Here is a 13090-nt window from a genome sequence, read left to right on the forward strand (position 1 = left end):
GAGCGGGTTGCGGGATGCGCTTCGATCATGCCGCCTTCGTGCATGCCACTACCCCAAATCCATCATCACCCGTAGAATGCGCTCCTTTTTTCTCCAGGGCAGCTTTCAGCCATGAGCTCACACGAACACAGCCTAGGCGCAGCGGCGCCTGCCGATGAACTGGTGCTTGGCCTGGAAGACAGGCCACGGCCATTGATCGGCCTGCTGGCCGCGCTGCAGCACCTGCTGGCGATCATCGTGCCGATCGTCACCCCTGGCCTGCTGATTTGCCAGGCGCTGGGCGTTTCCGCGCGGGATACCAACCTGATCGTATCGATGTCGCTGGTGATCTCCGGCATCGCCACCTTCGTCCAGTGCAAGCGGTTCGGGCCGTTCGGTGCCGGGCTGCTGATCGTCCAGGGCACCAGCTTCAACTTCGTCGGGCCGCTGATTGCCGGTGGCGCGCTGATGGTCAAGCAAGGCACGCCAGTGGAAAGTGTGATGGCGGCAATCTTCGGCGTGGTCATCGCCGGCTCGTTCGTCGAGATGGGCGTGTCGCGCATCCTGCCCTTCGTCAAACGCCTGATCACGCCGCTGGTGACCGGCATCGTCGTGCTGATGATCGGCCTGACCCTGATCAAGGTCGGCCTGATCAGCATGGGCGGTGGTTTCGGCGCCATGGCCAACGGTACGTTCGCCAATGGTGAGAACCTGCTGCTGTCGGGCGTGGTGCTGGCGATCATCGTCGTCCTCAACCGCATCCCGGTGGTATGGATGCGCAGCTGCGCCATCGTCATCGCCCTGGCGGTCGGCTATGCGCTGGCGGGTTACCTGGGCCGCCTCGACTTCACCGGCATGCATCAGGCCGCGCTGTTCCAGGTTCCGACACCGCTGCATTTCGGCCTGGGCTTCTCCTGGGCGCTGTTCATTCCGATGCTGGTGATCTACCTGGTGACTTCGCTGGAAGCCATCGGCGACGTCACTGCCACCAGCAAGGTGTCGCGCCAGCCGGTCGAAGGGCCGGTATGGATGCAGCGGATAAAGGGCGGCGTGCTGGTCAATGGGGCCAACTCGCTGCTGGCTGGTTTCTTCAACACCTTCCCGAGCTCGATCTTCGCGCAGAACAATGGCGTGATCCAGTTGACCGGTATCGCCAGCCGCCATATCGGCATCTGGATCGCTGCAATGCTGGTGCTGCTGGGCCTGTTTCCGAGCGTTGCCGGGGTGATCCAGGCGGTACCGGAGCCAGTACTGGGTGGCGCGGCCATGGTCATGTTCGGCGCGGTTGCCGCTTCGGGTATCAATATCCTGGCCAGTACCCGGCTGGATCGTCGCGCCCTGCTGATCATCGCGGTGTCGCTGGCACTGGGCCTGGGCGTGGCACAGGTGCCGGAGTTCCTGGCGCACATGCCGGCAGCGATTCGCAATGTGCTGGAGTCGGGTGTGGCGACTGGGGGGATTTGCGCGCTAGTGCTGAACTGGTTCCTGCCGGAGGGCAAGGAGCAGGCTTGAGTTCACTCAGCCCTTGCGCGGTTTCTGTAGGAGCGGCCTTGCGTCGCGATGGGCTGCAAGGCAGCCCCAGGATTTCAGCGTAAATGCAAAAATCGCTGGGGCTGCCTTGCAGCCCATCGCGACGCAAGGCCGCTCCTACAAGGGCCCGCATGGGCCTGGCGATTGATGCGCAACAGAAAGCTCGGCCCGCATGCACAAGCGGGCGCGGGCTTTTTTGCTTTATCATGGCACCATTCCTTTTGCATGAGTTACCCATGAAATTCGCTATCGCGGTGTTCTCCCCGGCCCATGCGCCCTCCTCGCGACGCGCCCTGCGCTTCGCCGAGGCGGTGCTGGCTGGCGGGCATGAGATTGCCCGGCTGTTCTTCTACCAGGACGGGGTGCACAGCGCCTCGGCCAACGTGGTCGCACCCCAGGACGAAGTGGATGTTGCCGGCCAGTGGCGTGCCTTTATCGAGACCAAGCAGCTGGACGCCGTGGTGTGCATCGCCGCCGCCCTGCGCCGTGGTGTGCTCGACGAGGCCGAGGCCAACCGCTACCAGCGCCCGGCCGTGAACCTGCCCAAGCCCTGGGAGCTGTCCGGGCTCGGCCAACTGCACGAGGCAGCGCAGGTTGCCGATCGCCTTGTCTGCTTCGGGGGCGACTGAAATGACCAAATCGTTATTGATCATCAGCCGCCAGGCGCCCTGGAATGGCCCATCGGCGCGTGAGGCGCTGGATATCGCCTTGGCCGGCGGTGCGTTCGATCTGCCCCTGGGCATGCTGTTCCTCGACGACGGGGTATTCCAGCTCGCAGCGGATCAGCAGCCCGCGGCCGTGCAGCAGAAGAACCTCGCTGCCAACCTGCAAGCACTGCCAATGTTCGGTGTCGAGGAACTGTTTGCCTGCAGCCACAGCCTCGCCCGGCGTGGTCTGGCTGCCGAGCGCCTCGCGCTGCCGGTGCAAGTGCTCGACAACACCGCCCTGGCCGCGCTGATCGCCCGTTTTGACCAGGTGGTAACGCTCTGATGACGACCTTGCATGTAATTGCCCACTCCCCCTTTGGCGACGAGCGCCTGGCCAGTTGCCTGCGCCTGCTCGGTGCCGACGATGCCCTGCTGCTGTGCGGTGACGCGGTGTACGCCCTGCGCAACGGCAGCGAGCCGTACCGCCAGTTGCAAGCCGCCAGCCTGGCTCAGCGCCTGTTCGCCCTGGAAGAGGACGTACACGCCCGTGCAATCGTCAGCGAACTGGCCAAGGCCGTGGACTACGCTGGCTTCGTCGAACTGTCGCTGCATTACGACAAGGTCAACAGCTGGCTATGAATACGCTCACCGTTGGCGATCAGGCGATCGCCCTGGACAAGGACGGCTTCCTGGTCGACCTGCAGGACTGGTCACCTGCCGCGGCCGAGGCGTTGGCCGCGCGTGAGGGCATCCCGCTGACTGCGGATCATTGGGAGATCCTCGAACTGCTGCGCCAGTTCTACCAGGAATACCAGTTGTCTCCAGCTACCCGCCCGCTGATCAAGTACACCGCGCTCAAGCTGGGCCCGGACAAGGGCAACAGCCCGCACCTGAACCGCCTGTTCAATGGCACTCCCGCCAAACTCGCCGCCAAGCTGGCGGGCCTGCCCAAACCGACCAACTGCATATGACCCAGCCACGCCCACTCACCCTGGAAACCCCGGCTGAACACCCGTTCGCCGAATTCGTGCGCATTCTTGGCAAAGGCAAGCGCGGCGCGCGTGGCCTGACCCGCGAAGAGGCTCGCGCGGCCATGACCCTGTTGCTGGAAGACAAGGTCGAAGACGCCCAGCTCGGTGCCTTCCTCATGCTGCTGCGGCACAAGGAGGAAAGCGCAGAGGAACTGGCCGGCTTCACCGAGGCGCTGCGCGCGCACCTGCAGGCCCCGCGCATCGCCGTGGACCTGGACTGGCCCACGTATGCCGGCAAGAAGCGCCATCTGCCGTGGTACCTGCTGGCCGCCAAATGCCTGGCCAGCAATGGTGTGCGCATCTTGATGCATGGCGGCGGCGCACATACCGCCGGGCGCATGTATACCGAGCAACTGCTCGACCTGCTGCAGATCCCCCTGTGCCGCAATTGGGCAGCCGTTGCCGAGGCACTCGACCAGCATCAGCTGGCGTTCTTCCCGCTGCAGGATTGGGCACCGCAGTTGCAGCGCATGATCGACCTGCGCAATACCCTGGGCCTGCGCTCACCGATCCACTCGCTGGCCCGGGTCCTCAACCCGCTGGGCGCACGCTGTGGCCTGCAAAGCATCTTCCACCCCGGTTACCAGGCGGTCCACCGCGAGGCCAGCCGCCTGCTGGGTGACCATGCACTGGTGATCAAGGGCGATGGTGGCGAGATAGAGGTCAACCCTGATGTCATCAGCCACCTTTACGGCACCACGGCAGGCGAGGCTTGGGATGAAGAATGGCCAGCGCTGAGCGAACGCCGCCACGTCAAGCCGCCCAGCCTGCAAGCCGAGCATCTGCTGGCCTTCTGGCGTGGCGAGGTTGAAGACAGCTACGGCGAAAAGGCCGTCATCGCCACCATGGCCCTGGCCCTTCGCGGCTTGGGCCAGGGCCGCGAAGAGGCGTTCGCAACAGCCCACGGCTATTGGCAAGCGCGAAACCAATCGATCTAATCGATTATAACCCCCGGATCTTTGCGCTATTTTTTCGAACTATTTGGCCTAGACTGGGCTCCAACGACAAATCACTTTGTTCCAGGAGCTCACCATGGGCCTTTTGATCGATGGCCGCTGGCATGACCAGTGGTATGAAAACGGCAAGGACGGTACGTTCAAGCGTGAAAATGCCCAGCGCCGCAACCCGCTGCCCGCCCCCGAAGCCGGCCGTTACCACCTGTATGTCTCGCTGGCTTGCCCCTGGGCACACCGCACCCTGATCGTCCGCGCCCTCAAGGGCCTGGAACCACTGGTCGATGTGTCGGTGGTCAGCTGGCTGATGCAGGACCATGGCTGGACCTTCGATCAGCAGCAAGGCTCCTCCGGTGACCAGCTCGACGCCTTGCAGTACCTGCACCAACGCTATACCCAGGATGACCCGCACTACACCGGCCGCGTCACAGTACCGGTGCTGTGGGACAAGCAAGCCAAGCGCATCGTCAACAACGAATCGTCGGAGATCATCCGCATCTTCAACAACGCGTTCAACGAGCTGACCGGCAATACGCTGGACCTCTACCCCACGCCGCTGCGCCCGACCATCGAGGCACTGAACGAGCGTATCTACCCGGCGGTGAACAACGGCGTATACCGCGCAGGCTTCGCCACCACGCAAGAGGCCTACGAAACGGCGTTCGACGAGGTATTCAACGAACTGGACTACCTGGAAGACCTGCTCAGCCGCAACCGCTACCTGGCAGGCGAGTACCTGACCGAAGCCGATGTGCGCCTGTTTACCACCCTGGTGCGCTTCGATGCGGTGTACCACGGCCACTTCAAATGCAACCTGCGGCGCCTGAGCGATTACCACAACCTGTCAAACTGGCTGCGCGAGCTGTACCAGTGGCCGGGGGTGGCGGGCACGGTGAACATGGAGCATATCCAGAAGCACTATTACATGAGCCACAAGACCATCAACCCGAACGGGATCGTGCCCAAGGGGCCGCTGCAGGACTTCAGCCTGCAGCATGATCGCGAGCGGTTGCCGGGCGAAGGGATCTGGCAGGATTAAGGCATTCGGGGCTGCTTTGCAGCCCATCGCGACACAAGGCCGCTCCTACAGGGGCACCGCACAGCTCGGGAGCGGCGCGGTATCCGTGTAGGAGCGGCCTTGTGTCGCGATGGGCCGCAAGGCGGCCCCAGCGATTTCAGCTGTTCTGCGAACCTTCGAACCAGGCCAGCTTGTCACGCAACTGCACCACTTCCCCGACAATCACCAGGGTCGGCGCATGCACTTCATGCCGCGCCACCAAGTCCGGTAGGTCTGCCAAGGTACCGGTGAACACCCGCTGATTACGCGTGGTCCCCTGCTGCACCAGCGCTGCCGGGGTACTGGCCGCGCGGCCATGGCGAATCAGCTCGGCACAGATGGTCGGCAAACCGACCAGGCCCATGTAGAACACCAGGGTCTGCGCCGGTGCCACCAGGTCGTCCCAAGGCAGGTTGCTGGTACCATCCTTGAGGTGCCCGGTCACGAAGCGCACCGACTGCGCATAATCACGGTGAGTCAGCGGAATCCCGCCATAGGCGGAACAGCCACTGGCCGCGGTAATGCCCGGCACCACCTGGAACGGGATGCCCTGCTCGGCCAGCTCTTCGATCTCTTCGCCACCGCGCCCGAAAATGAACGGGTCGCCGCCCTTCAGGCGCAATACTCGCTTGCCCTGCCGGGCCAGGTCGACCAGCAGGCGGTTGATCTGGTCCTGTGGCACGGCATGCTCGGCACGGCGCTTGCCCACATAGATACGCTCGGCATCACGCCGGCACATGTCGATGATCGCCGGTGCCACCAGGCGGTCGTACAGCACCACGTCGGCCTGTTGCATCAGGCGCAAGGCCCGGAAGGTCAGCAGGTCCGGATCGCCCGGGCCGGCACCCACCAGATACACCTCACCGCCCTGCTGCACCGGCGCGCCGTCCACCATCGCCTGCAGCAGGCGCTCGGCCTCGGCGCCCTGCCCGGCCAGCTGGCGTTCGGCAATCGGGCCCTGGAACACGGTTTCCCAGAAGCCGCGGCGCTGGTTGACGTCCGGGTACAAGGATTTGACCTTGTGCCGGAACCGCGCTGCCAGCCCGGCCAGCTCGCCATAGGCCGAGGGAATCCAAGCCTCGAGCTTGGCCCGAATCAAGCGCGCCAGCACCGGCGCGTCACCGCCGCTGGAAACTGCAATCACCAAGGGTGAGCGGTCAACGATCGCCGGGAAAATAACCGTGCACAGGGCCGGCGCATCCACCACATTGACTGGCAGGCTGAGGGCCTGCGCGTCGGCCGACACCTGAGCGTTGAGCCCAGTGTCATCAGTGGCTGCGATCACCAGCCGGCAACCGACCAGGTCGGCTGCCTGATAGCCACGCACCAGCACCTCACCGCCACCTTCCCGGGCCAGCGCGGCCAGTTGGCCGTCGACCTCCGGCGCCACCACGCGCAGCGCGGCACCGGCATCGGCCAGCAGGCGCGCCTTGCGCAGGGCGATCTCACCGCCGCCGACGACCAGCACGCGGCCGCCCTGCAGCTTGTGGAACAGCGGCAGGTAATCCATTTAGCGGATGACCTCGACGCCGCCCATGTATGGCTTCAGCACTTCCGGCACACGGATCGAACCGTCGGCCTGCTGGTAGTTTTCCAGCACGGCCACCAGGGTACGGCCTACGGCCAGGCCGGAGCCGTTGAGGGTGTGCACCAGCTCTGGCTTGCCGGTTTCCGGGTTGCGCCAGCGGGCCTGCATGCGGCGCGCCTGGAAATCGCCGCAGTTGGAGCACGAGCTGATTTCACGGTACTTGTCCTGGCTCGGCACCCACACTTCCAGGTCGTAGGTCTTCACCGCGCCAAAGCCCATGTCGCCGGTGCACAGGGCCAGCACGCGGTACGGCAGCTCCAGCAGCTGCAGCACGCGCTCGGCGTTGGCGGTCAGGCCTTCCAGGGCTTCCATCGACTTGGACGGTTCGACCACCTGCACCATCTCGACCTTGTCGAACTGGTGCTGGCGGATCATGCCGCGGGTGTCACGGCCAGAAGCACCGGCTTCGCTGCGGAAGCATGGGGTGTGGGCCACCAGCTTCAGCGGCAGCTGCTTGGCATCGAGGATCTCACCCGCCACCAGGTTGGTCAGCGACACTTCGGCGGTCGGGATCAGGTAGAAGTCAGCCTCGCCTTCGCGGCTGATCTTGAACAGGTCTTCCTCGAACTTCGGCAACTGGCCAGTGCCCTGCAGGGCCGGGGCCTGCACCAGGTACGGGGTGTAGTGCTCCTCGTAGCCGTGCTCAGCGGTGTGCAGGTTGATCATGAACTGCGCCAGCGCGCGGTGCAGGCGGGCGATTGGCCCACGCAGCACGGCAAAGCGGGCGCCAGACAGTTTGGCGGCAGCTTCGAAGTCCAGGCCACCGCTGATTTCGCCGAGAGCGACGTGGTCCTTGATGGCGAAGTCGAAGCTTCTTGGCGTGCCCCAGCGGCGCACTTCGACGTTGTCGTCTTCGCTGGCACCGACCGGTACGCTGGCGTCCGGCAGGTTGGGGATGGTCAGCAGGATGCCGTCCAGTTCGGCCTGGATGCCATCCAGCTCGGCCTTGCCGGCCGCCAGTTCGTTGGCCATGCGCTCGACGTCGGCCATCAGCGGCGCAATGTCTTCGCCCTTGGCCTTGGCCTGGCCGATGGACTTGGAACGGGCATTACGCTCGGCCTGCAGCTGCTCGGTGCGGGTCTGCACCGCCTTGCGGCGCTCTTCCAGTGATTCGATGCGCGCGACATCCAGGCTGAAGCCACGGGAGGCCAGGCGATCCGCCACTTCCTGAAGTTGGCCGCGTAACAGTTTGGAATCGAGCATATCGTTCTCTCGTTATGTGTAGGTGTTGGTTCAGAATCGGGTCAGGGACAGGCCGGCCCAGGTCGCGAGCAGCCCGCCCACCACGCTGATAGCGGTATAGCCCAGCGCCAGCGGTACTTGCCCGCTTTCCAGCAGGCGTACGGTATCCAGCGACAAGGAGGAAAACGTCGTCAGGCCGCCCAGAAAGCCGACGATCAGCCCGGCGCGCAGCTCGATCGGCACCATCGGCTTGTGCAGGAACAGGCCATACAGCAGGCCGATCAGCAGGCAGCCAACCAGGTTGACCGCCAGCGTACCGAGATAGAAGTGCCGTGGCCAGTGGGCAACCACCCAGTTGGAGGTGGCGAAGCGCAACAAGGTACCGGCAATACCGCCCGCGCTGACGGCGGCAATCAATGCAATCACGGCTTTCTCCGCTGTCTGGGGCTGCTGCGGTCAAGGTCGGCCAGGTGGCGCAGCTTCTCGCCAATCTTCAGTTCCAGGCCACGCGGCACCGGCTGGTAGTACTGGCGCGGTTCGAGCGCTTCGGGGAAGTAATCCTCGCCGGCGGCGTAGGCGTCGGGCTCGTCATGGGCATAGCGGTACTCGTCGCCGTAGCCCAGTTGCTTCATCAGTTTGGTCGGCGCGTTGCGCAGGTGCAGCGGCACTTCCAGCGAACCATGCTCGGCGGCCTCGCGCAGGGCGGCCTTGAAGCCCATGTACACCGCGTTGCTCTTCGGCGCGCAGGCGATATAGGTGATGGCCTGGGCCACCGCCAGCTCGCCCTCGGGGCTGCCCAGGCGCTCCTGCACGTCCCACGCCGCCAGGCACAGGCTGAGCGCGCGCGGGTCGGCGTTGCCGATGTCTTCGCTGGCCATGCGCACCACCCGGCGGGCGATGTACAGCGGGTCGCAGCCACCGTCGAGCATGCGCGCGAACCAGTACAGCGCGGCGTCCGGGTTGGAGCCGCGCACCGATTTGTGCAAAGCGGAAATCTGGTCGTAGAACGCTTCGCCGCCCTTGTCGAAGCGCCGGCGGCTGTCGCCGAGCAGGCTTTGCAGCAGCTCGACGCCGATTTCGCCGCCATCCTCGGCCAGGTCCGAGGCGTTCTCCAGGAAGTTGAGCATGCGCCGGCCATCGCCATCGGCAGCGGCCATCAACATCTTGAAGGCGTCCTCGCCAACCCGCAGGTTGCGCTTGCCCAGGCCGCGCTCTTCGCTCAGGGCGCGGTTGACCAGCTTGCGCAGCGCCGCCTCGTCCAGGCTCTTGAGCACGTACACTCGCGCCCGTGACAACAGCGCGTTGTTCAGCTCGAACGACGGGTTTTCGGTGGTGGCGCCAATGAACAGCAGGGTGCCGTCTTCCACGTACGGCAGGAAGGCGTCCTGCTGCGACTTGTTGAAGCGGTGCACCTCGTCGACGAACAGGATGGTCCGCCGGCCATACTGGCCTGCCTGCTGCTTGGCCACCTCGACCGCCTGGCGAATCTCCTTGACCCCGGCCAGCACCGCCGACACCGTTTCGAAGTGCGCATCGCAGAACTGTGCCAGCAACCGCGCCAGGGTGGTCTTGCCCACCCCTGGCGGCCCCCAGAAGATCATCGAATGCAGCGCACCCTGCTCCAGCGCTTCGCGCAGCGGTTTGCCGCGCGCCAGCAGGTGCTCCTGGCCGACGTACTCGTCCAGGTTGGACGGGCGCAGGCGGGCGGCCAGGGGCTGGGCGACGGGTTCGCTTCGAAACAGGTCCATGGCGGGCTCTGGTTACTCCTTGATGACATCCGCGCCTTGCGGGATATCGAACTTGAACTTGCTGTCCGGCACCGCCTGGTTGGCCTTGACGCCATTGAACAGGATATTGGTACGCTGGCCGACGCTGTCGATCAGCTGCATGTCGTTGATCAGGCCTTTGCGGAACGACACGCGCAGCGAGTCGAACAGGGTGTCCTTGGTCTTCGGCTTGAGGGTGAAGTCCATCACTTCACCCTGCTCCTTCGAGGTGATATCGAAGCTCTGGCTGATTTTCGACACGTCCCCGGACAGCAGCAGCGCCGGGGTCTGGTTCAGGCGCACGTCGAGCTTCTTGATGGTGGCCTGCTCCAGGTCCGGGTCCCACAGGGTGACGTTCTTGCCGTCGGAGACTACCACCTGCTCCTGCGGGGCATCGGTGTGCCAGTAGAACAGGCCCGGGCGCTTGACCGTCATCTTGCCGGAAGTTTCCTGCAAACTGGTGCCGCCGGCGTCCAGGGTCAGCTGGGAAAAGTTGGCCTCGATGGTCTGCGACTTTTCCAGCAGTTGGGTCAGGCGTTGTACATCTTGCTCACCGGCATAGGCGGTAACCGTGCCCAGGGTCAGGGCAGAAACCAACAGCATGCGAATCGCGCGCATGGGAATCCTCATCGAGCATTGAAATAGGCCGGGCACCACCGTTGGCGCCCGGCAAGGTGTTCATCAGTCGCGCGGGCCGCCCGGGGCTATCACTTCCCGCGAGCCGTTGCTGTTCATGGGGGTGACCACGCCGGCCATTTCCATGGCTTCGATCATGCGCGCCGCGCGGTTGTAGCCAATCTTCAGTTTGCGTTGCACGGCCGAAATGGAGGCTCGGCGGCTTTCCAGCACGAACTGCACGGCCTCATCATACAGGGCGTCGCTTTCCGAATCATCGCCGTCGCCACCACCGCCGCTGCCGCCATCGAAGCCACTGCCGGCCTCCTCGACGCCGTTGAGGATGTCGTCGTTGTAGTCCGGGGCGCCGCGCAGCTTCCACGCCTCCACCACACGGTGTACCTCGTCGTCGGAGACGAACGCGCCGTGCACCCGGATCGGCAGGCTGGTGCCTGGCGGCATGTACAGCATGTCACCATGTCCCAGCAGCTGTTCGGCACCGCCCTGGTCGATGATGGTCCGCGAGTCGATCTTGCTCGACACCTGGAACGCCATGCGGGTCGGGATGTTGGCCTTGATCAGGCCGGTGATCACGTCCACCGAGGGGCGCTGGGTGGCGAGGATCAGGTGGATACCGGCCGCACGCGCCTTCTGCGCGATACGGGCGATCAGCTCTTCGACCTTCTTGCCGACGATCATCATCATGTCGGCGAACTCGTCGACGATGACCACGATGGTCGGCAAGGTCTTCAGTGCCGGCGGCTCGTCGTCCATGCTCTCGCGACGGTACAGCGGGTCATGGATGATTTCGCCGGCTTCCTGGGCGTCCTTGATCTTGCGGTTGAAGCCGGCCAGGTTACGCACGCCCATGGCCGCCATCAGCTTGTAGCGCCGCTCCATCTCGGCCACGCTCCAGCGCAGGGCGTTGGCGGCGTCCTTCATGTCGGTGACCACCGGGCAGAGCAGGTGCGGGATGCCTTCGTAAATCGACAGTTCGAGCATCTTCGGGTCGATCATGATCAGCCGCGCGTCTTCCGGGCTGGACTTGAACAGGATCGACAGGATCATCGCGTTCACCCCCACCGACTTACCGGAACCGGTAGTACCGGCCACCAGCAGGTGCGGCATCTTGGCCAGGTCGGTGATCACCGGCTTGCCACCGATGTCGTGGCCCAGGGCCAGGGTGACCGGCGACTTCTGCTCGTCGTACTGCGGCGTGGCCAGCACTTCGGAGAAGCGCACCATCTGCCGGTTTTCGTTGGGGATCTCGATACCCACGGTGGTCTTGCCGGGGATGACCTCGACCACCCGCACGCTGGTCACGGCCAGCGAACGCGCCAGGTCCTTGGCCAGGTTGGCGATGCGGCTGACCTTCACGCCCGCGGCCGGCTGGATCTCGTAGCGGGTGATCACCGGGCCCGGGTGGATCGAGTCCACCGTCACCTCCACGCCGAATTCCTTGAGCTTGATTTCCAGCAGCTGGCCGACACCGGCGAGCGATTCTGGCGAATACTCGATCTTCTTCTGCTCGGCCGGGTCGAGGATGGAGATGGACGGCAAGGTGCCTTCCACGGCGCTGTCGATGAACAACGGCGCCTGCTTCTCCTTCATCACCCGCTTGCTCGGTTCCGCTGCCCTGGCGGCAGACGGCGGTACGATCGGCGGGGCCGCGGGTTGTTCACGCTGCACCACTGGCTCGCGTGGCACTACCGGCTCGCGCGCTGCAATGGCCTCGCGCGCCACCACCGGCTCGCGCGACAGGGTAGGCTCGCGTGGCTCAACCGGTTGCGCGGGGGCTTCCTCACGCTTGAACAGGCGCTCGCGCAGCGCTGGCCGTGCCGGCTGCTCGTGCTTGTCGGCAGCCGGTACCGGTGCGGCCTTGAATACCGGTTCGTCCTCGCGCAGTTGCGCCTCCAGGCGCTTGCGCTCGTTGCGGGCTTCCCACCAACGGGTGGCGGCGCCTTGCATCAGCTCGAACAGGTCGAGGGTGATCTTGCCGGTCAGGTCCATCACCTTGAACCAGGACAGGTCGGTGAACACGGTCAGGCCGAACAGGAACAGGGCAATGAACATCAACGTGCTGCCTTGCACGTTCAGCAGGTTGCGCGCCAGGTCCCCCAGGCTCTCGCCCAGCGCACCACCGGCCGAGAACGGCATGCTCGCCGGCGGGTGGAAATGGATATGCGCCAGCGCCGCACCGGACAGCACCAGGAACACCAGGCCGATCAGCCGCCAGGAGAACAACCAGCCGCTCCAGTCCCAGGGCTGGTGGCGTTCGCGGAAGATCTGCCAGGTCTTGATCGCCAGCAGCAACGGGAAGATATAGGCGAAGTAGCCCAGCACCATGAACAGGATGTCGGCGAAGTAGGCACCGGCACGCCCGGCGGCGTTCTGCACCTGGTCGACGTTGCTGGTGTGGCTGAAGCCCGGGTCCGACGTGTCGTAGGTGAGCAGCGCCATCCACAGGTACAGGCACAGGGCGCCGACAGCGATCAGCGCACCTTCCTTGAGGCGATAATGCAGCTGCTGCCGCCACAGGGGCACGGGCAAGGGAGCTGGGGTTGCGGTGGATTTCTTCAAAACGCGTCTATTCCTGCGCGTGCTGCGCGTCCAATAGTGATCGGCCGGCGGTACGGCCAATGAACCACTACTTTTAACATTACTGCCCGCCGGCCGCCATGGCAGGGCGCCGCATGGGGGCTTGGCCGGGGACGACTTTCACATAGCTGCAATTTGACCACG

Annotated in this window: 13 protein-coding genes; 7 read left to right on the top strand and 6 right to left on the bottom strand. The window is 64.7% G+C overall.

All coding sequences use genetic code 11. The features are described from left to right. Positions 1 to 111 precede the first annotated feature (111 nt). The 7 genes from HU763_RS15315 (at position 112) to HU763_RS15345 (ending at position 5179) form a co-directional block, all read left to right on the top strand. Entirely contained in the window at positions 112 to 1491 is a 1380-nt protein-coding gene (locus tag HU763_RS15315) for a nucleobase:cation symporter-2 family protein (protein WP_186687020.1), read from the top strand. Between the two features lie 254 nt (positions 1492 to 1745). Then, positions 1746 to 2138: a sulfurtransferase complex subunit TusD gene (gene tusD / locus HU763_RS15320; protein ID WP_170030540.1), complete on the top strand. Its 393-nt coding sequence runs from the start codon at positions 1746 to 1748 to the stop codon at positions 2136 to 2138. Position 2139: 1 nt separating this feature from the next. Then, complete coding sequence (gene tusC / locus HU763_RS15325) at positions 2140 to 2499, top strand: sulfurtransferase complex subunit TusC (RefSeq protein WP_186687017.1); 360 nt, start codon at positions 2140 to 2142, stop codon at positions 2497 to 2499. Further along, positions 2499 to 2795: a sulfurtransferase complex subunit TusB gene (gene tusB, locus HU763_RS15330; protein WP_186687014.1), complete on the top strand. Its 297-nt coding sequence runs from the start codon at positions 2499 to 2501 to the stop codon at positions 2793 to 2795. Before tusC ends, tusB begins: the two co-directional genes overlap by 1 nt. Continuing rightward, complete coding sequence (locus HU763_RS15335; RefSeq protein ID WP_186687011.1) at positions 2792 to 3127, top strand: TusE/DsrC/DsvC family sulfur relay protein; 336 nt, start codon at positions 2792 to 2794, stop codon at positions 3125 to 3127. The genes tusB and HU763_RS15335 overlap by 4 nt, the downstream gene beginning before the upstream one ends. Next, positions 3124 to 4125 (top strand): glycosyl transferase family protein, encoded by a 1002-nt coding sequence (locus tag HU763_RS15340; protein ID WP_186687009.1) that lies wholly within the window; start codon positions 3124 to 3126, stop codon positions 4123 to 4125. Before HU763_RS15335 ends, HU763_RS15340 begins: the two co-directional genes overlap by 4 nt. A 94-nt stretch (positions 4126 to 4219) precedes the next feature. Then, positions 4220 to 5179, top strand: a complete 960-nt coding sequence (locus HU763_RS15345) for a glutathione S-transferase family protein (RefSeq protein WP_186687006.1) — start codon at positions 4220 to 4222, stop codon at positions 5177 to 5179. A 136-nt stretch (positions 5180 to 5315) separates the two neighbouring features. Here the strand turns inward: HU763_RS15345 and cysG are convergent, their stop codons facing one another. The 6 genes from cysG to HU763_RS15375 all read right to left on the bottom strand — a co-directional run bounded on the left by cysG (position 5316) and on the right by HU763_RS15375 (position 12928). Continuing rightward, on the bottom strand, positions 5316 to 6707 hold the full coding sequence (cysG, locus tag HU763_RS15350) for a siroheme synthase CysG (RefSeq protein WP_170030547.1): 1392 nt from the start codon (positions 6705 to 6707) through the stop codon (positions 5316 to 5318). Next, positions 6708 to 7988 (bottom strand): serine--tRNA ligase, encoded by a 1281-nt coding sequence (serS, locus tag HU763_RS15355; RefSeq protein ID WP_170030549.1) that lies wholly within the window; start codon positions 7986 to 7988, stop codon positions 6708 to 6710. A 30-nt stretch (positions 7989 to 8018) separates the two neighbouring features. Further along, on the bottom strand, positions 8019 to 8393 hold the full coding sequence (gene crcB / locus HU763_RS15360) for a fluoride efflux transporter CrcB (protein ID WP_186674646.1): 375 nt from the start codon (positions 8391 to 8393) through the stop codon (positions 8019 to 8021). Beyond that, positions 8390 to 9715 (bottom strand): replication-associated recombination protein A, encoded by a 1326-nt coding sequence (locus HU763_RS15365; protein WP_170030553.1) that lies wholly within the window; start codon positions 9713 to 9715, stop codon positions 8390 to 8392. Before HU763_RS15365 ends, crcB begins: the two co-directional genes overlap by 4 nt. 12 nt (positions 9716 to 9727) lie before the next feature. Continuing rightward, positions 9728 to 10351: an outer membrane lipoprotein periplasmic chaperone LolA gene (gene lolA / locus HU763_RS15370; RefSeq protein ID WP_170030555.1), complete on the bottom strand. Its 624-nt coding sequence runs from the start codon at positions 10349 to 10351 to the stop codon at positions 9728 to 9730. A gap of 63 nt (positions 10352 to 10414) precedes the next feature. Next, positions 10415 to 12928, bottom strand: coding sequence for a DNA translocase FtsK (locus HU763_RS15375; protein ID WP_186687003.1), 2514 nt, complete (start codon positions 12926 to 12928; stop codon positions 10415 to 10417). Positions 12929 to 13090: the final 162 nt, after the last annotated feature.

It is taken from the genome of Pseudomonas anuradhapurensis, from assembly GCF_014269225.2.
In the GTDB taxonomy this organism is placed as follows: Bacteria; Pseudomonadota; Gammaproteobacteria; order Pseudomonadales; family Pseudomonadaceae; genus Aquipseudomonas; species Aquipseudomonas anuradhapurensis.